This window comes from Ruegeria sp. CI1, assembly GCF_056536925.1.
This window is the reverse complement of the sequence record NZ_JBQFQP010000009.1, coordinates 109,230-134,752: the sequence shown is the minus strand read 5'-3', so window position 1 is coordinate 134,752 and position 25,523 is coordinate 109,230. Positions and strand designations below refer to the sequence as shown.

General features: G+C 55.9%; 28 protein-coding genes and 2 pseudogenes. 20 read left to right on the top strand and 10 right to left on the bottom strand.

The annotated features are described in order from the left end of the window. Window positions 1-132: 132 nt before the first annotated feature. From ACR0LZ_RS12500 to ACR0LZ_RS12480, 5 genes are all read right to left on the bottom strand, one after another. Window positions 133-1,980, bottom strand: a complete 1,848-nt coding sequence (locus tag ACR0LZ_RS12500; protein WP_480750136.1) for a hypothetical protein — start codon at window positions 1,978-1,980, stop codon at window positions 133-135. 326 nt (window positions 1,981-2,306) lie between these two features. Continuing rightward, entirely contained in the window at window positions 2,307-3,176 is an 870-nt protein-coding gene (gene motA, locus ACR0LZ_RS12495; protein WP_480750135.1) for a flagellar motor stator protein MotA, read from the bottom strand. Window positions 3,177-3,222: 46 nt separating this feature from the next. Then, a complete protein-coding gene (locus ACR0LZ_RS12490; protein ID WP_480750202.1) occupies window positions 3,223-3,750 on the bottom strand; it encodes a MotE family protein in 528 nt (175 codons plus the stop codon). Window positions 3,751-3,818: 68 nt separating this feature from the next. Further along, a complete protein-coding gene (locus ACR0LZ_RS12485) occupies window positions 3,819-4,280 on the bottom strand; it encodes a hypothetical protein (protein WP_480750134.1) in 462 nt (153 codons plus the stop codon). A 10-nt stretch (window positions 4,281-4,290) separates the two neighbouring features. Further along, a complete protein-coding gene (locus tag ACR0LZ_RS12480) occupies window positions 4,291-4,791 on the bottom strand; it encodes a flagellar basal body-associated FliL family protein (protein ID WP_480750133.1) in 501 nt (166 codons plus the stop codon). A 118-nt stretch (window positions 4,792-4,909) separates the two neighbouring features. Between ACR0LZ_RS12480 and fliF the strand changes: the two genes are divergently transcribed. From fliF to ACR0LZ_RS12440, 8 genes and pseudogenes are all read left to right on the top strand, one after another. After that, window positions 4,910-6,499: a flagellar basal-body MS-ring/collar protein FliF gene (gene fliF / locus ACR0LZ_RS12475; protein ID WP_480750132.1), complete on the top strand. Its 1,590-nt coding sequence runs from the start codon at window positions 4,910-4,912 to the stop codon at window positions 6,497-6,499. Continuing rightward, a complete protein-coding gene (locus ACR0LZ_RS12470) occupies window positions 6,499-7,095 on the top strand; it encodes a FliH/SctL family protein (RefSeq protein WP_480750131.1) in 597 nt (198 codons plus the stop codon). Before fliF ends, ACR0LZ_RS12470 begins: the two co-directional genes overlap by 1 nt. After that, the gene (locus tag ACR0LZ_RS12465; RefSeq protein WP_480750130.1) at window positions 7,092-7,376 is read left to right on the top strand and encodes a FliM/FliN family flagellar motor switch protein; all 285 of its coding nucleotides are present in this window, start codon (window positions 7,092-7,094) and stop codon (window positions 7,374-7,376) included. Before ACR0LZ_RS12470 ends, ACR0LZ_RS12465 begins: the two co-directional genes overlap by 4 nt. Further along, window positions 7,373-8,113: a flagellar type III secretion system pore protein FliP gene (gene fliP / locus ACR0LZ_RS12460; protein ID WP_480750129.1), complete on the top strand. Its 741-nt coding sequence runs from the start codon at window positions 7,373-7,375 to the stop codon at window positions 8,111-8,113. Before ACR0LZ_RS12465 ends, fliP begins: the two co-directional genes overlap by 4 nt. 326 nt (window positions 8,114-8,439) lie before the next feature. Continuing rightward, entirely contained in the window at window positions 8,440-9,063 is a 624-nt protein-coding gene (locus ACR0LZ_RS12455) for a plasmid pRiA4b ORF-3 family protein (protein WP_480750201.1), read from the top strand. A 117-nt stretch (window positions 9,064-9,180) separates the two neighbouring features. After that, entirely contained in the window at window positions 9,181-9,552 is a 372-nt protein-coding gene (locus ACR0LZ_RS12450) for a recombinase family protein (RefSeq protein WP_480750128.1), read from the top strand. Window positions 9,553-9,561: 9 nt separating this feature from the next. Next, window positions 9,562-9,708, top strand: a complete 147-nt coding sequence (locus ACR0LZ_RS12445; RefSeq protein WP_480750127.1) for a helix-turn-helix domain-containing protein — start codon at window positions 9,562-9,564, stop codon at window positions 9,706-9,708. A 26-nt stretch (window positions 9,709-9,734) separates the two neighbouring features. Further along, a pseudogene (locus ACR0LZ_RS12440) lies at window positions 9,735-11,120 on the top strand (ISKra4 family transposase). A gap of 25 nt (window positions 11,121-11,145) precedes the next feature. Here the strand turns inward: ACR0LZ_RS12440 and ACR0LZ_RS12435 are convergent. Beyond that, a pseudogene (locus tag ACR0LZ_RS12435) lies at window positions 11,146-11,239 on the bottom strand (IS6 family transposase); the annotation flags it as partial. A 117-nt stretch (window positions 11,240-11,356) separates the two neighbouring features. After that, complete coding sequence (gene dalA / locus ACR0LZ_RS12430) at window positions 11,357-11,875, bottom strand: divisome-associated lipoprotein DalA (RefSeq protein WP_480750126.1); 519 nt, start codon at window positions 11,873-11,875, stop codon at window positions 11,357-11,359. Between the two features lie 169 nt (window positions 11,876-12,044). Here dalA and ACR0LZ_RS12425 point away from each other — a divergent pair, with 169 nt between their 5' ends. After that, window positions 12,045-12,644: a L,D-transpeptidase gene (locus ACR0LZ_RS12425; RefSeq protein WP_480750125.1), complete on the top strand. Its 600-nt coding sequence runs from the start codon at window positions 12,045-12,047 to the stop codon at window positions 12,642-12,644. Between the two features lie 139 nt (window positions 12,645-12,783). Next, complete coding sequence (locus ACR0LZ_RS12420) at window positions 12,784-12,966, top strand: hypothetical protein (protein ID WP_480750124.1); 183 nt, start codon at window positions 12,784-12,786, stop codon at window positions 12,964-12,966. A gap of 74 nt (window positions 12,967-13,040) precedes the next feature. On the opposite strand, the gene hemH is transcribed toward ACR0LZ_RS12420, so the two are convergent. Beyond that, window positions 13,041-14,090 carry a ferrochelatase gene (gene hemH, locus ACR0LZ_RS12415; protein ID WP_480750123.1) on the bottom strand — a complete coding sequence of 350 codons (1,050 nt, stop codon included), beginning with the start codon at window positions 14,088-14,090 and terminating at the stop codon, window positions 13,041-13,043. Window positions 14,091-14,143: 53 nt separating this feature from the next. Further along, window positions 14,144-14,974 carry a methyltransferase domain-containing protein gene (locus ACR0LZ_RS12410; protein WP_480750122.1) on the bottom strand — a complete coding sequence of 277 codons (831 nt, stop codon included), beginning with the start codon at window positions 14,972-14,974 and terminating at the stop codon, window positions 14,144-14,146. 16 nt (window positions 14,975-14,990) lie between these two features. Between ACR0LZ_RS12410 and ACR0LZ_RS12405 the strand changes: the two genes are divergently transcribed. The 4 genes from ACR0LZ_RS12405 to ACR0LZ_RS12390 are packed head-to-tail and all read left to right on the top strand — an operon-like array spanning window position 14,991 to window position 17,299. After that, the gene (locus tag ACR0LZ_RS12405) at window positions 14,991-15,719 is read left to right on the top strand and encodes a double zinc ribbon domain-containing protein (RefSeq protein ID WP_480750121.1); all 729 of its coding nucleotides are present in this window, start codon (window positions 14,991-14,993) and stop codon (window positions 15,717-15,719) included. Window positions 15,720-15,756: 37 nt separating this feature from the next. Beyond that, window positions 15,757-16,014 carry a glutaredoxin 3 gene (grxC, locus tag ACR0LZ_RS12400; RefSeq protein ID WP_480750120.1) on the top strand — a complete coding sequence of 86 codons (258 nt, stop codon included), beginning with the start codon at window positions 15,757-15,759 and terminating at the stop codon, window positions 16,012-16,014. Next, a complete protein-coding gene (locus ACR0LZ_RS12395) occupies window positions 16,014-16,844 on the top strand; it encodes a carbon-nitrogen hydrolase family protein (RefSeq protein ID WP_480750119.1) in 831 nt (276 codons plus the stop codon). The genes grxC and ACR0LZ_RS12395 overlap by 1 nt, the downstream gene beginning before the upstream one ends. Before the next feature lie 14 nt (window positions 16,845-16,858). Continuing rightward, complete coding sequence (locus ACR0LZ_RS12390) at window positions 16,859-17,299, top strand: MarR family winged helix-turn-helix transcriptional regulator (protein WP_480750118.1); 441 nt, start codon at window positions 16,859-16,861, stop codon at window positions 17,297-17,299. 10 nt (window positions 17,300-17,309) lie between these two features. Here ACR0LZ_RS12390 and ubiG read toward each other — a convergent pair whose 3' ends face one another. Further along, window positions 17,310-18,056 (bottom strand): bifunctional 2-polyprenyl-6-hydroxyphenol methylase/3-demethylubiquinol 3-O-methyltransferase UbiG, encoded by a 747-nt coding sequence (gene ubiG / locus ACR0LZ_RS12385; protein ID WP_480750117.1) that lies wholly within the window; start codon window positions 18,054-18,056, stop codon window positions 17,310-17,312. Between the two features lie 49 nt (window positions 18,057-18,105). On the opposite strand from ubiG, the gene pip reads away from it, so the two are divergent. The 6 genes from pip (at window position 18,106) to infB (ending at window position 25,439) form a co-directional block, all read left to right on the top strand. Further along, window positions 18,106-19,083 (top strand): prolyl aminopeptidase, encoded by a 978-nt coding sequence (pip, locus tag ACR0LZ_RS12380; RefSeq protein WP_480750116.1) that lies wholly within the window; start codon window positions 18,106-18,108, stop codon window positions 19,081-19,083. Beyond that, window positions 19,080-19,901 (top strand): ABC transporter substrate-binding protein, encoded by an 822-nt coding sequence (locus tag ACR0LZ_RS12375; RefSeq protein WP_480750115.1) that lies wholly within the window; start codon window positions 19,080-19,082, stop codon window positions 19,899-19,901. Before pip ends, ACR0LZ_RS12375 begins: the two co-directional genes overlap by 4 nt. Before the next feature lie 170 nt (window positions 19,902-20,071). After that, a complete protein-coding gene (gene rimP / locus ACR0LZ_RS12370; protein WP_480750114.1) occupies window positions 20,072-20,665 on the top strand; it encodes a ribosome maturation factor RimP in 594 nt (197 codons plus the stop codon). Then, entirely contained in the window at window positions 20,665-22,281 is a 1,617-nt protein-coding gene (gene nusA / locus ACR0LZ_RS12365) for a transcription termination factor NusA (RefSeq protein WP_480750113.1), read from the top strand. Before rimP ends, nusA begins: the two co-directional genes overlap by 1 nt. Before the next feature lie 22 nt (window positions 22,282-22,303). Beyond that, the gene (locus ACR0LZ_RS12360) at window positions 22,304-22,933 is read left to right on the top strand and encodes an RNA-binding protein (protein ID WP_480750112.1); all 630 of its coding nucleotides are present in this window, start codon (window positions 22,304-22,306) and stop codon (window positions 22,931-22,933) included. Window positions 22,934-22,937: 4 nt separating this feature from the next. Continuing rightward, entirely contained in the window at window positions 22,938-25,439 is a 2,502-nt protein-coding gene (gene infB / locus ACR0LZ_RS12355) for a translation initiation factor IF-2 (protein ID WP_480750111.1), read from the top strand. Window positions 25,440-25,523: the final 84 nt, after the last annotated feature.

Sequence of the window (25,523 nt, the reverse complement as noted above, 5' to 3'; positions counted from 1 at the left end):
ACGGTGAATTGGCTTTGGAATGATCCCAGTCATAGTAAAACGGTTGCACCGGGTCAGCGCACTTTCTGTTCCAAAGGCGACAGGTTGTTCAGTTAGCGACTTGCATTTGCGGCGAGTCGGACACTCAATAGACTAGTTTTTTTCCAGAGCATTCAGCATATCAGCGATGTCCGCGCGTTCTTGTTGACTCGCCTTCAACATAGTTCTTGCACTCGCCAATGGTGGTTCATCAGAAGACGGTTCCGCACTCCCCAGTTTTGCGGCCATTTCCGCCAGTCTGGAGTATTTCTCTGCGTCCAAATCTTGTGCCTGTGTCCAATCCTCGGACAGCCAAAGCAGGCGTGCCATCGCTTCGGTATCGCCAAGTCGCCTCAGGATTTCAACCGCCCGATCGGCATCTCCGACGTCCGAATAGGCACGAACCCGCAACCAGTCTGCAGCTTCACTTTCTTCACCGTCCAACTCCAACAACGATCTGTGCGGCTGTCCAATTCCCTGGGATACTCGCGCCAGTGTAGTCGAGTGTTTCGAAGGTTCTCGCCCTTGCCCGAGATACTTGGCAAAAGGGACGGCCGCGTGGGCAAATCCCATGTCTGTCAGCCGTTCAGCAATATCGGAGACCGTTTGACTGGACAACACGCCGATCTGATCGGTGGACAACCTCAGTACGTGGCGCAAAAAAGTCAAGTCTTCGGCGCGTTCGACCAACAAGGTCACAACTTGATCAAGCGTTCGCACGTCTTCAGATTCACCCTTTCCCCCAACGATATTTGGCAACTTGGCAAATGATTGGTCAAACTGATTGTTCAAAGCCAACGCCAGAATATGCGTCAACGCCAGTTTCTGACCAAGTTCAGACTGGCGGTATTGCAGTGCAAAGGAGGCCGCCAACTCGACATCCTGCTCGGTCGCGGCGCTACGTTCAGCCCACCGTTTCTGAATTAGTTTGATCAGTGCGACCGGAGCGACATCAACCTGGCGCTCCGTTGTAGCGGCAGCTGACAAGAAAGCTTCCTCCTTATGGAGATCCCTCTCCACACGCGCCATCTCGCCCTTGGCCAAGTTCAGTTCCGCGCCGCCTGACAATCCCTGTCCTTCAATCAACGTCAGGACGCGCCGAGCCGCTTCAACCTTGCCTGCTTCGGCGAAAATTCTGGCCACGTCATCCGCGAAGAGGTTGCGCAAGTGATGCGGCAATCGGGCAAATGCCAATTCAATTGCGGGAAGTCTGGCATCACTTGCCAGGAATCCATCGGCCAGTAACCCCCACAACGCTACTCCTGTGTCGCACCCTTGTTGGTTAGTAAATGGATGTGGCGGTTCCAGCGATTTGCCCTCAGTCAAAAAAGCCACTGCGGTGACAAACCGGTGATCTGAAATTTCGGTACTGGCCAGCTGCAATACCTGCTCGGCTTCGGCCCCAAAGCCAAAATAAGCGTAGATGCGGGCAAGCTGCAGCGCTTGCTCCGAGTTTACCCGGTCAAACTCTGAATAGAGGCGCGACCGTGAATTCGCAATTTGATCGGCATATGGCGCCCCATCGCTCCATTGTTCAAATCCGAACTCAATGTCGTCAACGCAGTTCTGGTGTTGCGCTATCGAGCGTTGCTCCGTTGATATCGCGTCCAACTCGAGATCCAACGCTGTGGAGATCGATATATTGGACAGAGTAGAATCCACCAACAAGCCTTGTCCGATAGCCGCGGCGATGGTGTTGCGCGGGCCTATGCCGGCAAGATTAAGGTCGAGAACCTGCTGGTCGGCCCCTCGTATCAGCCTGGATGCCACGGCTGTTTCCGATCCGGATTTCAGCTGAATCGCTTCTTTTTTGAGTAGCGGAAAAGACAACGGTGGTACGGTGTTTCCAAGGAGTTCCTCTTCACCAAACATGCTTGCAACGGCCAATACAGACGGCTTTTGCGGTAGAACGGAGGTGGTTTGTCTATCGGCATCTCCCGGCGCGATGTCCATCACGATCATTGTTTCGGCATGTAGAAAAGAATTCACGACACATTTGCATCCTAATTCCAATTCCAACGGCTTGCCCGGTTTTTCCTGTTTCAGTTCAGTCAGGCGTGTGCGGGAAATGCGTTTGAAAACCCCGCTCAGATCAAAAGTCACAGTGTCAAGTTCAACAGTTAATCTTGCCACATGCCCCTGCTGGTCCAGTCTCCACTCCGTTCCCGCGGGCACTGTAGCCACCAATCTAGTATATGCACCGTGTTCACCTGATTTCACGGTGACGGGTTCAGAAAACGCCGCAGAGGAAAGCAAAACCAACGCTACGAAACACAACAGTCCTCTCATCATGCCGCCGTCTTTTTGAGTTCCTTGAGCGCCTCTTCCAGGTCGGAAAACCCGGGCCGGTTGTGGGTCGGCGTATTCTGACGACCAACTTCAATGCACATGGCGGCGGTATGATTGTGCAGATTTGCAACGAGCACCTCTTTGATCAACTGGTAGAAATGGTTGTCTTCTTCGACGACGGCCTTCAGTTTTCCTGCAAAAGGCCCGACCAGCCCATAGGCCAAGAACACACCCAGAAAAGTGCCAACCAATGCGCCACCTATGAGTTTTCCCAGAATTTCTGGTGGTTGGTCGATTGATCCCATCGTCTTGATCACGCCAAGCACCGCTGCAACGATACCCAAAGCGGGCAATCCATCTGCCACAGTTTGCAACGCATGACTGGAATGCATAGCATGATGAAAGCTGGCTTCCATCCGTTTCTCCAGCACTTCTTCTACTTGGTGCGGATCATCGTAATTCATCGACGCCGACCGTAGTGTGTCGCAGATCAACTCCACGGCTTCGCGGTCGGCCTGTATTTTGGGATAGCTCGAAAATAAACTTGAGCTTTCAGGGTCCTCGATATGTTGCTCCAATTCGACCGGGTTGCTGCGGGCAATTCGGATAAGCGAAAACAGCAAGCACAAAAGATCGCTATAGTCCTGCGGCTTCCACTTCGGTCCCTTGAAGACCTTTCCGATATCCCTGACCGTGTACTTGACTGCGCTCATGTCGTTGCCGATCAGGAATGCCCCGACCGCGGCGCCTCCGATCATCATTATTTCAAATGGCAACGATTTCAGTATGATGGCCATTTTCCCACCGGCAGCTAGGTAGCCACCAAAAACCATCGCAAAAATCACGGCAATTCCGATGATTCCAATCACGTCCATACTCCCTTGAAAACGCTTGCCAACATCGTCGACCTGCCTGTTATTCTTTTGGCACAGCCGCGTTTCTCCCGGCTAAAACGACACTGATAGTATAGGCGGCTTGAGGGCTGAGGCCGGCCATCACCCCTGCAGCGTTTTCTGGGGCCATTCGCGCCAAAAAACCGGCAGCAAAAGTTGGGTCCATCTCTTCGAAAAGCGCAGCGGCCTCTTTCGGCTTCATATTTTCATAAACGCTCGTAAGCCGGGTCAGATCGTTTTCGGATGCGGATTCCGCAAATGCTAGTGTTTGCCTTAGTTTTTCTTCTGCCTCGATCAGTGCTCGAAGCCTCTTTTCAATTGCCTTGTCTGCAACCTCGAGCGCTTTCATCCGATCCTGATAGATGCGCTCTCGCCGCTCAAGCTCAGTTTCACGTCTCGAGAATTCCCGCAGAAGCAGACGTAACTCCTCGTCGCCTGTCTCATTCTCCGGGTTTACGGACAATTCGGGTGTTTCCGTCTGCTCAGATATTTCCCTAGCGAGCGCAGGCCCAGCTTCCATTGCAAATCGAATGATGGCCGAGCCTATCATCAGCACAGAAATCAGAAGAAGAGCGCCCCCTCGACCGTTAGTGGATTCGTTGTGCGGCACTACCGATCTCATGGTGCCGTTCCGCCCATTGTACGCCCATGACGAAGAAACATTAGCCCGGCCGGCGACGGTCCAACTTCGTGAGTGATCGGCACCTCATTCCGACCGTCTTGCTTATCACCCTCGGGAATAACTGATGGCGTGAGTTCGCGCCTATCTTCTCGAGGTTCCGGGGCCTTGGCGTCAGGAGCTATATCGTGCATCGACGCCATGATTAATTCCAATCTTTGCGCCACTGCCTCGGCGCGACCGGTAAGATCTTGGAGCGTTGAGTTCGACTGATCCGAAACTGATCGCGCAGAAACCAGTGATTTATTCAACTCGTCTACCTGAGATGACAAGACAGCAACCGCACCTCCAACACCCTTTTCCAGATCGTTGAAACGTTTAAGGCGCCGGGCCAGAATGAAACAGTACAAACCGGCACCCAGAGCACCGGCGACCATCAAGATATCCGCAATAAGTTCCAAATTCGGTCTCCTAGGTCAAAACGAGTTCCATGATCAGCACGTCCCGGACACGTCCATCACCCACGACGATATTAATCCGGCGCAGCATGTGTCCACGCAGCCGCGTCAAGGCCAGCGGGTTTTGAAGATCAGAAAGCTCGATAGCTCGCAGATAACCGTTGAGCAGGTCAAGGATACGCGGGCGGAGTTTTTCCACATCTGCCAGATAGGCCTCGTCTACCTCCAACTGGGCATGAAACCGAAGGTGCCTGGTATCTCCGCCCGTCTCGACCGAGATGACAATTGGGTGTAGATCAATGTATCCGATCTCCGGAATAGCCGAGAGTTCCGTACCGGCATCGCCCGCGTTCTCAACCCCTTTTGCCGTAATCCCGCTACTATTCAACAACCCGGATGACGTGATGAAGTAGCCCGTTGCCGCACCTGTCAACGCGAGACTACCGGCCAAAACGAGGCCCAACTTTCCCTTTGGTTTTGTTGTATCACGCTGTTTTGCGGTCACATCGCTCATGACGGTCCTCTCGGTCTGCGTACCAGACTCTTAACCGGTGAGGGACTAACCGATTGTTAAGGTCAATCGTCCAAACAGATGCTGCGCTGAACAGAAAGTCGGCGGGACGGAGGTGAGTGTGCAGCCGGTAAAAACTGTCTGGACAGGTTTAGACAAAAGAAAGCAAATTGCGGTCATTGCAGCCGTTTTGGGCATTTTTTTGGGCATCGTAGCGATTGCACGAATCGCAGCCACACCGCCGATGGCTCTGCTCTACGCTGGGTTAGAAACAGGCGCAGCCGGCGAAGTTGTTCGCGCGCTGGATCAGCGAAACATACCTTATGAGATCCGCGGTGGTTCGATTTATGTCCCCAACGCACAACGCGACGAATTGCGAATGACCCTGGCCAGCGATGGTCTACCTACCAACGGTGGGAAAGGGTACGAATTGCTTGATTCGCTAACTGGTTTCGGCACGACATCACAGATGTTCGACGCAGCCTATTGGCGCGCGAAAGAGGGAGAACTGGCCCGTACAATCATCGCAAGCCCTCATATTAGACAGTCGCGTGTGCATATCGCAAACGGGATCGCAAACCCTTTCCAGCGCGAGATCAAACCGACCGCCTCGGTATCTGTGCTGCCCGCAGGAACCCAGATTTCGACAGAGCAAGCAAAGGCGATCAAATTCCTCGTATCGTCTGCCGTCAGCGGGCTTTCGGTGGACAATGTCACCGTAATTGACGCCAACGGCACAATCATAGGAACCCAGGAGGACGCTTCACCAACTGTCGCCTCGGACGATCGTGCGCGACAACTCCGTGAAAAAATACTGAGGCTAGTCGAAGCGCGTGTTGGCAGTGGCAATGCAGTGGTCGAGGTTAGTGTAGACGCGGTGACACAAACCGAGTCCATCCGCGAGCGCCGGTTCGACCCGAATGGAAAGGTCGCCATCAGTACCGATGTTGAGGAGCGTTCTGACACTTCGCGCAACCAATCTTCGGAGGTGACGGTCGCTTCGAACCTTCCGGACGGAGATGCTGCAGAAGGGGACCAATCGAACTCGACAGCCAGCCAGACACGAGAGCGGGTGAACTACGAGGTATCGGAAACCGAACTCGAAATTCTGCGCTTTCCAGGTGCCGTCAAACGCCTGACTGTCGCCGTTCTAGTCAATGGAACCAGATCTGTCGACACATCCGGCGCTGTGACTTTCGAGCCGCTGCCCGAAGCAGAACTTGACGCGCTTAAGGAGCTTGTTGCTTCGGCCGTCGGATTTGATGCTGAAAGAGGTGATGTAATCACACTGAAATCATTGGATATGCCCGCCGTTGAACCGACCGGGACACTTGCAGCGCCTTCCTTCTGGCATCAGGTGAGTTTCGACATCATGTCTCTGATTCAATTGGCGACATTGGTTCTAGTCATCTTATTTCTTGGTCTGTTCGTCGTACGACCCATTTTTAGAAAACAAGCCTCATCGGCAGCTTTATTGACGCCACCGCAATCGGATGCGGATAGTCGGTTGCTGACCGGCGAGATTGAGGACGGCAACTATCCTGTCGCGGCTCTTGCAGGCCAAAATGCCGACGCAAGGCAAGTTCCCGCCATCGCCGGCCAAAATCCTGCGGACGCCGTAGAGCGCCTGCGTGCGATGATCGGAAACAAACAAGAAGAAACAGTCGAAATCCTGCGCAGTTGGTTAGAAGAGAATGAGGAAAACGCCTGATGTCCATCGCGCATCTACTGGAGCATTTCGACTCTCACCAAATAATCGGAACGGAGTTGCACGTTCTGCCCGACGAAGCCTTGGAGGAACAGCGGCTGGAAGCTTTTGAACGTGGCTATAGCGCAGGCTGGGAAGATGCGATCAAGGCGCAGTCAGACGACAAAGCTCAATTGAATGCCGAGCTGATTCATTCACTCGAAGACTTGTCCTTTACTTATCAAGAAGCTCTCACTCAGATGACCGTGTCACTGGAACCGATGTTCCAAACTCTGATGACATTGGTTCTTCCACAAACCATTGATAAGGGGCTCGTTCATCATATCGCAGATCAGCTTCGAGACATAGCGCGCGCAGAAATCGCTCAACCTGTTCAAGTTGTCGTGCCCGAAGGCGTCAGCTACAGCCTCTCATCGCTTTTGGACCACGAATTCCAAATGCCTGTAGAGGTGATCGAAGACGCCAGACTTCTGCCTGGGCAAGCACAATTATCCATCGGCACCTCCGAACGGGAACTGGATTTCAATTCACTCATGGCATCGATAGACGACGCCCTCACCGCCTTTCTTCACCAGGCAAAAGAGGTTTCAAAAAAATGATCGAAGACAGCAAAACCACAGATGCCCAGACCCCGTTTGATTCAGTTCCCATCGAAATTACCGTCTCGGTCGGCCGCGCACGCCCAGCCATTCGAGAGTTACTCAATCTGGGGGAAAACGCAGTTCTGACACTGGACAAACGAGTGGAGGACCCTGTGGAACTCTATGTCGGAGACCGATTGGTTGCCCGTGGGCAACTGGAGGAGCTGGATGGTGAAAACTCTGGTCAGTTGGCTGTTAGGTTGACTGAAATTGCCGAGTTCCGGAACGGTCTGGGATGAAGCGAATGGCGATCCGGTTTGCGACACTGGCGGTATGCCTTATTCTGCTGCCACAACTGGCGATCGCGCAAGCAGTCACGCTGTCTCTGGGCGAAGGCGGGTCGTTGTCGGCCAGAACCATCCAGCTTATTTTGCTGATCACAGTCCTAAGCATCGCGCCCGGTCTGGCAATCATGATTACCTGTTTTCCTTTTTTGATAACTGTCTTAGCCATACTTAGGCAAGGCATCGGTCTGCAACAATCGCCACCCAATATGTTGATCGTCAGCCTCGCGTTATTCCTGACCTATTTCATCATGGAACCGGTCTTCACCGAAGCCTGGGCTACCGGAATACATCCCATGATGAACGAAGAACTGGAAGTGCAGCCTGCAATTGAAAAGGCTTTGATCCCTTTCAAGACATTCATGGCATCTCGTGTCGACCCTGAAACATTTTATGCGATCTCTACTCTCCGGCCAGCAAATGCGGATGTTGCTTTGTCCCCTGAAGCACCAGTTTCGGCACTGATTCCTGCGTTCATGCTGTCTGAAATCGCTCGTGCTTTTCAGATCGGCTTTCTCATTTTTCTTCCGTTCCTGATCATCGATCTGGTGGTAGCAGCAGTGCTGATGTCGATGGGGATGATGATGGTTCCGCCGGCGACAGTGGCCCTGCCATTCAAACTTGCGTTTTTTGTCATCGCTGATGGATGGTCTTTGATCGCCGGAGCATTGGTTCGTAGCTATACGTTGTGAGGTCATAGAACCTTCTGTAACTTCTGTGCCGGTTGAATACGAAAGCAGGCTTGTAACCCGTGGCACCAGGCTTCGAAAGTAATATCCCTTATGCTGTTCGGCAAATGTCGCGGCTATGATCCGCCCAAGGCCGAATCCATCCATCGACCCGGTATCGGAGGCGCGTTGGAATGCACCAAAAGTGCTTCGACATCCGAAACAGTCGGGTCCGCAGTGCTTTCCTCGACTACAAGGAGAGTACCCCAAAGTGCGGGGTAGTTGAGTTTTGGTATTGATGCTGGGAAGGTTTTTTGATGTCCGCCGCACCGCAAATCTACTAGTTAAAAATTCGCCTTTTGGGGATCAGCCCAATGATCTGGCGGCGAGTGCTGGTGGCGACGTCGACGACCCTGCGCGAGCTACATGGCATTCCGCAGGTGGCGATGGGCTGGGAGGGCATTCATCTCTTTCCCTTCGATATCCTTGCGGTACGATACGGCTCGTTTGAATTGCACGCAACAGACCCTGCTGTGCCATTGCAGGAGTTTGGTTTGCGGGTAGAATTTTTTTCGTACACCTACGATATTGGCGATCACTTGGAACACGAGATCCGCGTTGGGGCAATTAACCCACCCCCAAAAAAGTTCAATCCGACCTGCATTGGCGGTTCCGGCGTTTGCCCGCCCGAGGATTGCGGCGGGCCGCATGGATATATTGAGCGCCGGGATGAAACGAAGAACTACGATGCCTGGAGGGACATGGACATCATGAGTGGCTTTCTCGAAGACGTTGTTTCGGCAGATGCTCCCGGCAGGCAGGTTTCGAATTTCTTGTCTGATGATGCGGAAGCTGCAATGGCACAAATAGCGGCACGCAAGCGGTTGGTGGAGGGCAAGTTTTCACGGGTTGCGGTGAACAAGCGGTTTAGGACAGGCGATCATCGCGATCTGATGCGCCAACAGGTGTGGTAGGGGTGTTCAGAAAGGAGCGATCACGGACAGGCGCTTCAGGCATGTCCCAAAATTATTTTGACGACCTATTGAACATACCAATGATCCTGGACGCCCATTTCTTTACAATGAGCGGACATGTCCAGAACCTTTGCTTACACGAGAGGCTCAACCACAGAGCAGACCCCGGAAAATCAGCTTCAAGAGATCAAGGCGGCAGGTTTCAAGGCGCAGCCGCATCGTGTCGCCACAAAAACCGTGCCCGGTTCTGTCGCCATCACACGGCGCAAAGGCTTCAGCCGTCTACTGGATAAGATGGAGAGGAGCGATGTGCTGATTGTGACCAAGCTGGACCAGCTTGGCCAGGATGCCATCGATGTCAGCACCACCGTTGCCAAGCTGGAAAATCTGGGTATCTGTGTGCACTGCCTAGCCCTTGGCGGCGTCAATCTCACGAGCTCTGCGGGTAAACTGACCATGGGCGTGATCAATGCGGTTGCTCAATTCTAACGCGATCTTTTGATCGAGCGCACCCAGTCCGGATTGGCGCGAGCCAAGGCGCAGGTCCGTACGCGGATCACGCAGGGCGAAACGGTCTCGGCCATTGCCCGCGACATGGGGACCAGCCGACAGACGATCATGCAGACGCGAGATGCAGACACATAACGACAAGCAGGCAGGACAACAGGCAAATGGACACCAAAATCACGGTAACGCTTACCGCGCCGGACGACGCAACCCACACTGAACAGATTGGCGCGATCACCAAAGCTTCTGACACCATTGGCGAAATTGGTCTCTCCATCGCTGAAAGCAAAAACCTACTGTTGAAACTGCAGCAGGAAATTGTGTCCGCGCAATGCGCAACATCCTGTGCGGCGCGGTCCTGCTGCCCGCGTTGCCGACGAAAACTTCGCGCCAAGGCGCGGGACCAGATCAGATATCGCACTGTCTTTGGTGATGTCACCATACCAAGCCCGCGTTTTTATCACTGCAAATGTCATGATGGGGCTTTCAAAACGTTCAACCCGCTGACGGAACTTCTGCCGGACCATGTAGCGCCAGAACTGCTTTGACTGGAAACGAAGTGGGCATCTCTGGTGTCATTCGGCGTGACGGCTGACATTCTGAAGGATGTCTTGCCGATTGATGCGCGGCTCAGCCCGGGCACGATCCGCAGGCACCTTGGCCGCGTGGCGACACGGATGGAAGGTGAGATGGTCGAAGAGCAGTTCAGCTTCATCGAGACCAGCGCCGTTTTGCGGGAGCGGCTTCCCAATCCGGAAGGGCCTTTCACCGTCGGTATCGATGGTGGCTATGTCCGCTCACGTGACAAAAGCCAATCCCATTTTGAAGTCACCGTGGGCAAATCTATCCCGACGGACCGCCCGAGCCACTATCTTGGACTGGTTCAAATCCATGATACCAATCGCAAGCGGCGGCTGCACGTGGTACTGAAAGAACAGGGCTGGCAGGAAAACCAGCCGGTCACATTCATGACCGATGGTGGAAATACGGTCATCAACATTACCGCCACATGGCTCCGGCATCCGAGCACATCCTGGACTGGTTCCATATCACCATGCGCCTCACCGTCATGCAGCAATACGTGAGATGACCGGCCCACCATAACAAGGAGGAAGCCGAGAAGCTGGCCAGGTTGCTTCGCCAGATCAAGTGCTTCCTGTGGAACGGGAACCTGCGTGAAGGGAAACTAGGGATCGAGGATCTGGTCATGGATTTGGATAGGGTCGAAACGGACTACGCCAGCAATAAAGGCGCTGCGCAAATCAGCCGTCGAATTTGAGCCATACATCACCAACAGCAAACACATGATCCCGAACTATGCCGAGCGACGACGCTACGGCGAGCGCGTCTCAACCGGCTTCGTTGAAAGCACCGTCAACACCGTTGTCGGAAAACGCTTCGACAAACGCCAGCAGATTCGATTGTCAAAACGCGGCGCCCTCCTGATGCTTCAAACCCGCGCCCGCACCCTCGATGGAACGCTCAGAACCAAGTTCGAGCAATGGTATCCGGGCATGAAACTGAGCGCAGATGGCAACTTGGTGGCGTAGTTGCCCCGCACTTTGCGGTACTCGCTGACCCAACGCCGGACAGTCTCGAAAGACACGTCAATCTCGCGCTGCAGAAGCATCTCTTCAACTTCCCGCAAGCTCAGATTGAAACGGACGTGCGGTCATAACCATGCGCAATGATCTGAGATGGAAACCGGTGGCGCTTGTAGCTAATCGACGATGACCTCATCGATGTCACTTACGTCCAACCGCGGACATGACCAACCGAACGACCTTCAGCGTGACAACGCCCCCATTTCAAGTGTCCACCAAAGCTTGCCGCCTGGTTCTTGATGCCATGCGAACCCCATCTCTGTCGCGTCGGGGTTCATGATCACCGAGCGCGGGCCAGGAGCGTCCATCCAGGCCGCAAGGGTTTCCAATTCTGTCTCGTAGGTCTCTGAAATCGCTTCGCCAAGAAATGTTCCTGTATATCCAACCCTCATCGCCCTGTCCAATGGCGATGATCCGTCCGACCCAAAATGCCAGGGCCGATTTTGTCGCGACATATCGCGCGCATGGGTTTCGGCTGCAGCGTTGAGTTGCGCATTCAATTGCACAGGCTGCAATCCCGAAGCCTGCCGTAACGCATTGACCGAATCAAGCATGCGAAATTGCAATTTGTCCGCGCTTCCCCGAATTTTATAGGGTTTCGGCAATGGTCTACCATCGGCACCCAGCCGGGTTTCGACCGTTTCCGTACAGGCGGCGAGCGCCACGAAACACACCAACAAAAGAGAAAGTAGTCGCGCCATGATCAATCCGGTTCATTACATCGGAATGCAAATAGCGTGGTAAACGAGCTTGGGCAAACACCCTGTTGAATAATATGGCCGAAATATGCCGGTTTGATTTGCGACTGAGGCTTTCTGGCAATAAACTGCCCAAGATTTCCATGACAAGAACTCGAAAAGGTCCTGAACCATGGTAAAAAAAGCGCCCAATCTGGCATCTCGGCGTTGCTTCCTAACCGGAGCAGCCTCGCTACTGGCGACACCTGCAATCGCGCAATATATTCCGGGAGATCCGCTGCGGCCCGCCCCCGAGCCCGAGACGCCTGTGCGCCGCAATATTTCGGGTTTCCGAGCTCTTAGCTGGCAACCGTATTTCTCCAATACAAAGAACGGCGCGATTCTGGTCGACACAGTTTCGCGGGCATTGCACTACTGGTCCGAAGATCAAACGGTTTACAAACTCTATCCTTCTTCAGTGCCATTAACCGACGAGTTGACCCGACGCGGCCGAACAAGCGTCATACGCAAGGTCGAAGGGCCCAGCTGGTCGCCGACGCCGTCAATGAAGAAACGCAACCCCGAATGGCCCGACTACATCCCGCCGGGTCCGGACAACCCCTTGGGAACACACGCATTATATCTAAGCTGGAAGTATTATAGAATTCATGGAACGCATGATACGCGCAAAATTGGGCGCCGCTCCTCGAATGGTTGCATCGGGCTTTACAACGAACATATTCAAGAACTGTTTAGCATGGCAAAAGTGGGTTCGCAGGTGTTGCTAATTTGACGACATTTCCGCCTGCTAAGTTGCTGAACCAGCAAGTAGCATTTGCAATCCCCGCGCTTTGCTGCTTAGAAAAAGCCACGAGGTAAGTCTTGGGTGCGTGGTTCATTTTTTGAGAATCGCGCGAATACTGGAGGTTAACATGAAAAAACTCGTTCTCGCTGCTGCTCTGACTGCTGCTGCTTCGACCGCATTTGCTGGCAACCTGGAAGAACCGGTTGTTGAAGCACCTGTAGTTGTCGAAGAGACACAGGGCTCGTCGAGCGGCATCCTGCTGCCCCTGATCCTGCTGGTTCTGGTTGGCGCAGCTGTTGCTGCAAGCTAAGACGACGCAAGTCATCTGAAGAAAAGGCGGTGGAGATTCCACCGCCTTTTTTTGTTCCCGCGATTCTGGATGGATCAGTCCAACCAACCCTTCAAATTTGCCTCAATGACAGTTTGCAGCGCCGTGACATGCGTATCATCCGCGTTGAGGCACGGAATATAGGTAAACTTTTCTCCGCCTGCCCCCTCAAAGCTTTCGCGAATCTCTTCGTTGATCTCTTCCAGCGTCTCGATGCAATCCGCAGAAAATGCCGGCGCGATCACCGCAATTTTCTTTTTTCCCTGACGCGCCAAGTCGGCCACATGATCGACAGTATAGGGTTTCAACCATTCTTCCGGACCAAACCTTGACTGAAACGTTGAAACGAGTTGATCGTCCGACCAGCCAAGCCGCTCTCTCAACAGTCGCGTGGTTTTGACGCATTGGCAATGGTACGGGTCGCCTTGCTGAAGATACCGTTCGGGCATACCATGGTAGGAGCACACCAGTATTTCTGGTTTCTCCTCCATCGCCTCATAGGCCCGTTCAACAGATTTCGCCAGAGCGTCGATATAGGCTGGTTCACTGAAATATGCCGGAACGGTTCTGCAGGCTGGTTGCCAAACCTCTTCCATAAGAGCCCGAAAGAACTGATCGTTCGCGGTCGCCGATGTCGCCCCGGCATATTGCGGATACAGCGGAAAGAAGAGGATACGGTCACACCCTGACGCCACCATTTCCCGTACCTTGGATTTCGTTGACGGATTTCCATAGCGCATGCAGAATTCCACCATCACACGGTCGCCATATCTAACCTCCATCGAGGCACGCAGCTTTGCCGTCTGATCCTTGGTAATCGTCATTAATGGGCTTTCGCCTTTGTCGTTATTCCAGATCGACTTGTACGCGGCCCCCGAACTAAACGGACGTTTGGTCAATATGATGCATTGCAGGATAGGTTGCCACTTCCACGACGGATAATCGATCACCCGCTTGTCCGATAGAAACTCGTTGAGATACCGCCGCATCGGCCAGTATGAATAATCGTCTGGTGTGCCCAGATTTGCCAACAGAATCCCGACACGACCCATCTTTACCTTGGGATGATCCGCCGGAGCGTGAGTTGGTCGGGTGGCGTCAAACATATCGAGCTTCCTGAATTTCGTTTCGGCTTGAGATAATGGGAATTACCGGTCGGTCAATCGGACAGTTTGTTCTCGGTTGCGCCCAACGCTTTGGCCAGACTGGCCTTTGCGGATCCCGGTCGCAGTGGTTTTTGCTGGCTCTCGTCGGGTGACCAACCGGTCAGACAGATCATGTCAAAAGTCGCATTCAGATTGCCATCCGACGTTGAAAAATTTTCGGCATATAAGGTTGCGGCACGCTCGAACACGGCACGCCGCGTCGGGTGTTTCAACCGCCCGATCATGACATTGGATTCGCCCATGGCTCGCAGATCTTTCATTAGGTGCCAAATGTCCCGGTACTCCGCCGTCAGCGCCAAATTGTCCGCCACCGGCAAGGCCAGACCCGCCCGTTGTAGCAATGCACCCAAGTCCCGGATTTCCCCCATCGGCGCTATGCGCGGGCTGAGGCCACCTGTCTTTTCGACTTCTGCCTGCCCCAGGACTGCGCGCAATTCTTTCAATGTGTCGCCACCCAAACAAATGGCCAGCAATAAACCGTCCGCCTTCAACGCTCGTCTGCACTGAATCAGTTGCCCTATCGGATCATCGGCCCAGTGCAGGGCCATGGCATGAACAACAAGATCGTGCGATCCGGGTTCCAGCTCTAGAAGCTCGTGGTCGGCAACCGTTTTTGCACCGGGAAACACGTTCTGCCAAAGATGCGGAAACGGTGTCACGACTGCTGGACGCGTAAATGTCCTGTTAACCATCGACAACCGATCCTGCACTTCGTTGATTGCGGCACGGTGCAGGAACAGAGCTTCATCCTGTGCACGGGCGCGATGGGCATCCAGGACCTTGCGGTCGAACAGGGCAGTTGCGTTGAGCGATGGCATCTTCATGAGGCGCAGTTAACGCATGTGGAACCGAATTCAAACCGCCATCGAACTGATTTATCCACCCCGTTGCCTTAGTTGCGGTGATCTCGTCACCTCGGATTTCGGCCTGTGCGGTCCCTGTTGGCGAGACACGTCTTTTATCGGCGGGACCATTTGCGAAAGCTGCGGCGTCCCGCTGCCTGGGCAGGCGGACGGTCATCGGATCGAATGCGACGACTGCATGCTAGCTCCCCGGCCATGGGCAGAGGGCCGCGCAGCGCTGCTCTATCAGGGCCGAGCAAGGAAAATGATCCTCGCACTCAAACATGGCGACCGGCCGGAACTCGCGCGTCCTGCAGCACTTTGGATGGCACGAGCGGGCCGCGAAGTCCTGAGGCCAAACATGCTGATTGCGCCCGTTCCGTTGCACTGGTCGCGACTGGTGAAGCGCCGCTATAATCAATCCGCCTTACTAGCTCAGTATCTGGGTCAGGAAACAAGGTTGCCCGTATGCCCCGATCTTCTGATACGCGTACGGCGAACCCCAATACTTGATGGCAAAACGAGCGCGGAGCGCGCCCAAGTCCTTGCATCCGCCATCTCTGCCCACCCCAAACGAAAAAGCGGACTGATGGATCGGAACGTGTTGCTGGTTGATGATGTCATGACCTCGGGTGCGACATTGGGCGCCTGTGCGAGGGCCTGCCTTGAGGCGGGAGCAAATCATATTTCTGTGTTGGTACTAGCGCGCGTTGCCAAGACTGCCTAATTGCCCCTAGATTGCACCAAACCCTTGGGGAACGGAAATGAAAACGGTTGAAATCTACACCTCGCCGCTCTGCGGCTTTTGCCAAGCAGCCAAGCGACTTTTGAATCAAAAAGGGATTTCGTTCACCGAAATCAATGTGCTAGCCAACCCAAATCGAAAATCCGAGATGATCCAGAGGGCAAACGGTCGTCGAACGGTGCCGCAGATCTTCATCGAAGGCACTCATGTCGGCGGCTGTGATGATCTTTACGATCTTGAGCGTGAAGGCAAGCTCGATCCGCTCTTGGCCGCCTGATGAAAACTGCCCTGCTGCAAATCACTTCGTCCGACGATCCTATTGCGAACCTCGCAATGGTGCGCGACATGATGACGGAGGCGGCACAACAGGGCGCGAATTTCATTCTGACGCCTGAAGTCACCAATTGCGTTTCGACCAGCACCACACGACAGCGTGAGGTACTGCAGCACGAAGAAGACGACACGACCCTCACAGGTTTGCGCGAGCACGCCGCTAACCTGAACGTATGGTTGTTAGTCGGGTCGTTGGCACTCAAGACGCACGATCCGGATGGCCGATTTGCCAATAGGTCCTTCTTGATCGACCCTACGGGCAAGGTGATCGCCCGATACGATAAAATCCACATGTTCGACGTGCAGGTGACCGAATCGGAAACCTTTCGCGAATCGGCGAACTACAGGCCCGGTGCTCAAGCGGTGATCGCTGATACGGATTTCGGAAAGATCGGGATGACCGTCTGCTACGACGTCCGATTTCCGCAACTCTATGCCGCTCTTGCCCAAGCCGGAGCACATATTCTGACCGTGCCGGCGGCGTTCTCGCCGGTAACCGGGGCCGCGCATTGGCGGCCGCTGTTGCGCGCCCGCGCCATCGAAACGGGGTGTTGGGTCATCGCACCGGGTCAAACCGGAACGCACCCCAAAACCCGCGGCAAGACACGCGTCACACACGGGCACAGCATGGTTGTCGCCCCATGGGGCGAGGTACTGATCGACGCAGGTACCGAACCCGGCATTCACTATTTTGATCTGGATGATAATGCTGTTACAGAAGCACGACACCGCGTGCCTTCTCTGACTCACGTCCGTCCATTCGACGGCCCCTGATCCAGATTGGAACTATGCCTGACGATACCAATGCCCTGGCGGTTGCGCTGTTCAGCGAGATTCTGACAGCAGACCAACTTTTGCGGAACCGGCTCAGCCGCGTTCTGCCCAAGGGCATGGAAATTTCGCACTTCTCGGTCCTGAACCATTTGGCCTTTATCGGGGATGAGCGCAGCCCGGCACAGCTGGCCAGCGCATTTCATGTGACCAGGGGGGCGATGACCAACACCTTGGCCAAGCTGGAATGGGCCGGTTACATCCACATCCGCCCCGACTGGGACGACGCCCGCCGCAAGATGGTGGCGATCAGTCCGGCTGGCCGCAGGGCGCGGGATCAGGCGATTTCCTCGATAGCCCCGCTGATCAACCGCGTGGTCGGAGAGCTGGGGCTGGAGCGGGTGCGCGCAACCTTGCCTGTTCTGCGCGATCTTCGGATCAGGTTGGAAGACGAATAACCTGCTTCAATCAAACAGGTTTCACACTCGCCGTCACATAATTCACGCTCAAATCCCGGTCCGAGATCGACCAGGTCCACAGGATCGGGTTGAACACGAACCCCTTGCGGTCCACCGGGTCCAGCCCGGCCTTACGCAGCAAGTCGAACAGCTCATCGGGGGTGATGAACTTGTTCCATTCATGCGTGCCGCGGGGCAGCCAGCGCATGACGACCTCGGCCCCGAAGATGGCCATCGCATAGGATTTCGGGTTACGGTTGATGGTCGAACAGATCAGCAAGCCGCCCGGTTTCAGCAAATCCTGCGATGCGGTCAGAAAGCCAAGGGGGTCGGCCACATGTTCGACCACCTCCATGTTCAGCACCACGTCGAACTGTTCGCCTGCGGCGACCATGTCCTCGGCTGTGGTGTGGCGATAGTCGATCTGCAACCCTGATCGCTCAGCATGGATGCGCGCGACGGGCAGGTTGCCCTCGGCGGCGTCGGCCCCGACCACCGTGGCCCCCAAACGCGCCATGGGTTCGCTCAGCAACCCGCCGCCGCAGCCGATATCCAGCAGGCGCAGGCCCTCGAAAGGGCGCAGGGCTTTTAGATCGCGATCAAACTCGCCCGCGATCTGCTGTGTGATATAATCCAACCGACAGGGGTTGAGCATGTGCAGAGGTTTGAATTTCCCGTGGGGGTCCCACCATTCAGCGGCCATTGCCTCGAATTTTGCGATCTCTGACGGGTCAACCGTTTTCGGATGCGCTTGCATTCCTGTCTCCGTATGCTCTTTTTACCGTTAAGGACTATATAGGCCCATAATGGACAAGTACCCGGACCAAAAGCGCGCAGTACAATATCTCTATCCGCCGGTTGAACCCTTTGACCAGCGAATGCTCGATGTTGGCGACGGGCATCGTATCTACGTGGAACAATGCGGCAATCCCAGCGGTATTCCGGTCGTGATTCTTCATGGAGGCCCAGGCGGGGGGTGCAGCCCTGCGATGCGACGGTATTTCGACCCTTTGGTGTATCGGGTGATTCTCTTTGACCAACGGGGGTGCGGGCGGTCGCGTCCTCATGCCGCTGTTGAGCACAACACGACATGGCATCTTGTCTCCGACATCGAACGAATTCGCCGCGATCTTGATATCGACAACTGGATTGCCTTTGGTGGCAGCTGGGGGGCGACTCTGGCTCTGATCTATGCGCAAACCCATCCCGAGCGTGTGACTCGCCTGGTTCTGCGCGGCGTGTTCTTGATGACCCAATCCGAACTTGATTGGTTCTATGGTGGCGGTGCAGGCAAGTTCTGGCCAGAACCTTGGCAGAAATTCATTTCACTTCTGTCGGATAATGAACAGAACGACGCTATCAGCGCCTATCACAAGCGTCTGTTCTCAGGCGACCGGGCAACCGAAATCCTTTATGGCCGCGCCTGGTCGAACTGGGAAAACGCGCTGGCTTCGATTCATACCAATGGCGTGACAGGTGAAAGCCCCGGGGATTATGCCCGCGCCTTTGCCCGACTGGAGAATCACTATTTCCTGAACAATGGTTTTCTGGAATTCGATGGTCAGATTCTGGCCAATATGGATCGAATCGCCCATATTCCCGGCCATATCGTTCAGGGACGTTACGACATGATCTGCCCGCCCACTTCAGCGTGGAACCTCAGCGAAGCCTGGCCAAACGCCGAGCTTAGAATGGTCCGCAACGCGGGCCACGCGTTGTCCGAACCGGGCATCAGTGCTGAACTTGTCCGCATAATGGATAGCGTTGCGGAGGGTGTGGCATGACCCGAATCGACCGCCGTGCATTGTTTGCCTCGGGTGCCGCCGCCGCGCTGCTGGCTGCGACTGGCGTATCTCATGCGGGATTACCCAAGTCAGGCGGCACTATGCGACTGGCTGTTCCCCGCGATGACAGTCTTGAACAGATCGTCCGAGGCGCCGTATTCGACACGCTGACCGAAGTCGCACCAGACGGGACCTTGCGTGGAGAACTCGCAAGCGGTTGGCAAACGGATTCGGCGGCTCGGGTCTGGACGTTCGATTTGCGTGACGACGTGATCTTCCATGATGGCACCCCACTGCACGCGCAAGACGTGTCGGGAACACTGGCCAATTTCGGTCATGTTGAAGTTCTGGCCCCGAATCGCCTGCATCTTGAACTTGTCGAGGGCAATCACGGCCTACCCTTCGTGCTTGCCGATAATCGCTATGCCATCACACGTGTGGGACAAAGTGTTTCACCGCTTCACGATGCAAACGGCACCGGTTGCTACCGGGTCGAACGAGCGCAGGATGGGCGCCATTTTCTGGGGCGCAAGGTGGCCGGACATTACAAGGCTGGCCGTGCCGGATGGGCCGATGCAATCGAGATCATCGTGATCTCCGACCCACGCGTTCGCGCCGAAGCGTTGCAGGACGGGTATGTTGATGTGGCCGCTGCGCCTTTGCCCGACGGTCTGCGCAGTCGCCGCAGCTTGCACTTTTTCCCATCAGACAGGGATATGGCGCTGGCCGCTGGCCCAAACGTAGGTATTCCCCGCCAGATTGGCACACGATGCGACCTCGACGACGGTCGCATCGCCGAGCGATGGTGGCTGATGTAGGTTTTCGGCTGTCTGACTTCAATTAATTCGGCTTGGATCAAGGCGGGGGTTGCGGATTCGTTTTCCTGCGCGTATATGCCCTTGCAACAGCGGCGCGTCGGGCCAAAGGCTCGGGGCTCCACCGAATAAGATCGACGGGCCGCGCGCCCGTTTTTTTGTGTTTGGACGACATGACCAACGACCTGATTGCAAAAGCCGCCATCGACCGGCGACTGGCCGAGATCATTTCTCCCGTGATCGAAGATCTGGGATTTGAACTTGTCCGCATTCGCCTGATGAGCGGCAAGACGACCACACTTCAGATCATGGCCGACAAGCCTGACGGCGGAATCGAAGTGGACGATTGTGCCGAGATTTCGAACGCGGTCAGCGCCACACTGGACGTCGAAGACCCGATCCTTGACGCCTACACGCTTGAGGTTTCCAGCCCCGGTATCGACCGGCCCCTAACCCGACTCAAGGATTTCGAGATGTTCGAAGGCTATGAGGCCAAGCTGGAAACCGCCGAACTGATTGACGGCCGCCGCCGCTTCAAAGGTGAACTGGCCGGCGTCGAAGGCGACGAGGTTTTGATCAACATCCCACAGGATGGCGAGACCATCACCATCGGCCTACAGTTCGACTGGCTGAGCGATGCCAAGCTCGTGCTGACCGATGACCTGATCAAGGAAATGCTGCGCCAGCGCAAAGCAAGCGGCGCCCTTAACGAAGACCAATTCGACGAAATCGTGACCGAAGCAGGGTCCGAAGAGGAGACGAACTGATGGCAATCACTTCTGCAAACCAGCTGGAGCTGTTGCAAACCGCCGAGGCCGTGGCCCGCGAAAAAATGATCGACCCCGGTCTGGTGGTCGAGGCGATGGAAGAATCCCTCGCCCGCGCCGCCAAGAGCCGATATGGCGCCGAGATGGACATTCGTGTGTCAATCGACCGCAAAACCGGCAAAGCGACGTTCACCCGCGTGCGCACAGTGGTCGCCGATGACGAGCTTGAAAACTATCAGGCCGAGATGACCGTGGAACAGGCGCGTCAGTATATGGAAAGCCCCGAAATCGGCGACGTCTTTGTCGAAGAGGTGCCGCCGGTCGAGATGGGTCGAATCGCCGCGCAATCGGCCAAGCAGGTGATTCTGCAGAAAGTCCGCGAAGCAGAGCGGGACCGCCAATACGAAGATTTCAAGGATCGCGCAGGCACCATCATCAACGGTGTCGTCAAGCGCGAAGAATTCGGCAACGTCATAATCGACCTGGGTGGGGCCGAGGCTGTTCTGCGCCGCAACGACAAGATCGGGCGCGAAAGTTATCGCCCGAATGATCGCGTCCGCGCCTATATCAAGGAAGTCCGCCGCGAACCACGCGGGCACCAGATTTTCCTTTCCCGCACCGCACCGGAGTTCATGGCCGAGTTGTTCAAAATGGAAGTGCCGGAAATTTATGACGGCATCATTGAGGTCAAGGCCGTGGCCCGTGACCCCGGGTCCCGCGCCAAAATTGCCGTGATCTCATATGACGGTTCGATCGATCCGGTCGGTGCCTGCGTTGGTATGCGCGGCAGCCGGGTGCAGGCCGTAGTGAACGAACTGCAGGGAGAAAAGATCGACATCATCCCGTGGAACGAAGATCAGCCAACGTTTCTGGTGAATGCGCTGCAGCCCGCCGAGGTTTCCAAGGTGGTTCTGGACGAAGAAGCTGGCAAAATCGAAGTTGTGGTTCCTGAAGAGCAACTGAGCCTCGCCATCGGTCGCCGTGGTCAGAATGTGCGTCTCGCCAGCCAACTGACCGGTCTGGACATCGACATCATGACCGAAGCCGAGGAATCGGCTCGCCGTCAGAAAGAATTCGAGGCGCGTACCACACTGTTCGTGGAAAGCCTCGATCTGGACGAGTTCTTTGCCCAGCTTTTGGTCTCCGAAGGATTCACCAACCTCGAAGAGGTTGCCTATGTCGAGTTGGACGAACTGCTGGTCATCGACGGTGTCGACGAAGGGACCGCCAACGAATTGCAGGCTCGCGCCCGCGACTATCTGGAGGCACAAGCCAAGGCGGCACTGGATAGTGCCCGCGAATTGGGCGCTGAGGACAGCCTTATTGAATTTGAGGGACTGACGCCCCAGATGGTAGAAGTACTGGCAAAGGATGACGTGAAAACACTCGAGGATTTTGCCACTTGCGCCGACTGGGAACTGGCTGGCGGCTGGACCACGGTTGACGGACAGCGTGTCAAGGATGACGGTATTCTGGAACCCTTCGGTGTGTCGCTGGAAGAGGCTCAGGATTTGGTGATGACTGCCCGCGTCATGTTAGGCTGGGTTGATCCTGCCGATCTCGAAGCCGATGGCCAAGAAGACGATGAACTTTCTGAAGAGGAGGCCGAGGCCTGATCTCAGGCCTTGGGTGGCGCTCATGGGTCGCGGTGGCGTCCATAAGGATCGTTCGGAGGGGCCCGAGCGGAAGTGCATCGCCACGGGCGAGGTTCAACCTAGGTATGGGTTGATACGGTTCGTGGCGTCGCCTGACGGTCAGGTCTTTCCTGACGTCGCGGGCAAGTTGCCCGGTCGGGGCGTGTATGTGGCTGCGGATCGGGCTGCTTTAAAGCAGGCGATCAGCAAGAAACTGTTCAGCCGCGCGTTCAAGGCACAGGTCAAAGCCTCGGATGACCTTATCAACGAGGTCGAACGCCAAATATCGCGACGCGTGGTCGAACTGATCAGCCTCGCTCGGAAATCGGGCGACGCGGTGGCTGGCTATGAGAAAGTTAAGACCTGGCTCGACAAGGAAGAGGCGCAGGTTCTGCTTCAGGCAGCCGATGGGTCCGGGCGTGGCAAATCGAAATTGAGCACGCCGCACTTTGGAAAATACATCGGTTGGCTCACGGCTGACGAATTGGGCATGGCATTTGGACGCCAAACAGTGATACATGCGGCGCTGGCCTCTGGTGGACTCGCCAAACGTGTTGTAGAGGAAGCGCAACGCTTGCGTGGTGTGCGCGAAACGGATGACGGCGGCAACGGGGCCGCTCGGAAGGGTAAGTAGCTTTATGAGCGATAATGACGGCAAAAAGACATTGGGTCTGCGTGGCGGGGCGCGCCCCGGGAATGTGAAACAAAGTTTCAGCCACGGACGGACCAAGAATGTCGTGGTGGAAACCAAACGCAAACGCGTGGTGGTCCCCAAGCCGGGTGCGACCAAACCGGGTGCCAGCAGCGCTGCATCTGCGGGTGATCCTTCGCGGCGCCCTGCCGGGATTTCGGACGCCGAGATGGAGCGACGCCTGAAGGCACTTCAGGCCGCAAAGGCCCGCGAGGCCGAAGAAGCCGCGCAGCGAGAGGCCGAAGAAAAAGCCCGTGCGGAAGAGCGTGAACGCCGCCGTGCGGAACAAGAGGCCAAGGAACGCGAACAGCGCGAGGCCGAAGAAAAGGCTCGCCAGAAAGCCGCAGACGAAGAACGTCAGCGGCTGGAAGCCGAAGCGGCCGCCAAACGCGCGGCGGCAGAGGCCGCTGCGGCCAAAGAAGCGCCCAAGGCCAAAGCGCCTGCGCCCAAGCAAACCGCGCCTGCCGACGACTCGCGCCGGAGTGGCGCGGCTGACCGCGATCGCGATCAACGCAACACGCGCGGCAGCAAAGGCCGCGACGATGGCCGTCGCTCTGGTAAGTTGACCCTCAATCAGGCTCTCTCAGGCGGCGAAGGCGGGCGTCAGCGCTCGATGGCCGCGATGAAACGCAAGCAGGAGCGTGCGCGTCAAAAAGCGATGGGTGGTTCGGTCGAGCGGGAAAAGGTGATCCGTGACGTTCAACTGCCAGAGGCCATCATGGTTTCCGAACTGGCCAACCGTATGGCCGAACGGGTCTCGGATGTGGTCAAGGAACTCATGAAAATGGGCATGATGGTCACGCAGAACCAGACCATTGACGCCGATACCGCCGAACTGATCATTCAGGAATTCGGCCACAACGTTGTGCGCGTCTCGGATGCGGATGTCGAGGACGTCATCGCTGATATCGAGGACGAAGAACAGGATCTCCTGCCACGTCCACCGGTGATCACCATCATGGGTCATGTGGACCACGGCAAGACCTCGCTGCTGGATGCAATTCGCAACACCAAGGTCGTCTCGGGCGAGGCCGGGGGAATCACCCAGCATATCGGCGCCTATCAGGTGGAAACCAACGACGGTGTTATTCTGACCTTCCTCGACACACCAGGCCACGCCGCCTTTACCTCGATGCGTTCGCGCGGCGCGCAGGTAACGGACATCGTGGTGCTGGTGGTGGCTGCGGATGACGCGGTGATGCCGCAGACCGTCGAGGCGATCAATCACGCCAAGGCGGCCAAGGTGCCGATGATCGTGGCGATCAACAAGATCGACAAACCCGACGCGAACCCGATGAAAGTTCGCACCGACCTGCTGCAACACGAAGTGGTTGTCGAAGCGATGTCGGGTGAAGTCCAAGATGTCGAAGTGTCCGCCATGACCGGTCAGGGTCTGGATGACCTACTCGAAGCGATTGCATTGCAAGCCGAGATTCTGGAACTAAGGGCCAACCCCGACCGCGCCGCCCAGGGCGCCGTGATCGAAGCGCAGCTTGACGTGGGCCGCGGTCCCGTCGCGACCGTTCTGGTTCAGAAAGGTACGCTGCGTCAGGGCGATATCTTCGTTGTGGGAGAGCAATACGGCAAGGTCCGCGCACTGATCAACGACAAGGGTGAGAGGGTGAAAGAGGCGGGTCCGTCGGTACCAGTTGAAGTTCTGGGCCTCAATGGCACGCCCGAAGCAGGCGACGTTCTGAACGTAACCGAGACCGAAGCGCAGGCCCGCGAAATTGCCGAATACCGCGAACAAGCCGCCAAGGACAAACGCGCTGCGGCCGGAGCCGCGACCACACTGGAACAGTTGATGGCCAAGGCCAAGGAAGACGAAAACGTCTCGGAACTTCCGATCCTGGTGAAGGCGGACGTGCAGGGTTCGGCCGAGGCCATCGTCCAGGCGATGGAAAAGATCGGTAACGACGAGGTTCGCGTACGCGTTCTGCACTCTGGCGTTGGTGCAATCACCGAAACCGACATCGGCCTGGCCGAAGCATCTGGTGCGCCAGTCTTTGGTTTCAACGTCCGCGCCAATGCTTCGGCACGAAATACCGCAAACCAGAAAGGCGTCGAGATCCGCTACTACTCAGTGATCTACGACCTTGTGGATGACGTGAAAGCGGCCGCATCTGGCCTGCTGAGCGCTGAAATCCGCGAAAAGTTCATCGGTTACGCCGAGATCAGGGAAGTGTTCAAGGTTTCCGGCGTCGGCAAAGTTGCGGGCTGTCTGGTGACCGAAGGGGTAGCACGCCGCTCGGCCGGCGTCCGTCTGCTGCGCGACAACGTGGTCATCCACGAAGGGACGCTCAAGACGCTCAAGCGCTTCAAGGACGAGGTGGCCGAGGTTCAGTCAGGTCAGGAATGCGGAATGGCATTCGAGAACTACGACGATATCCGCTCCGGCGATGTGATCGAAATATTCGAGCGTGAAGAAGTTACCAGAACGCTCGATTGATACGACAAGAACTGACAAAAAACGGCGGTCCATTGTGGCCGCCGTTTTTTTGAGAGGACGTCGCGTGTCGCTCTCACGTGAGTG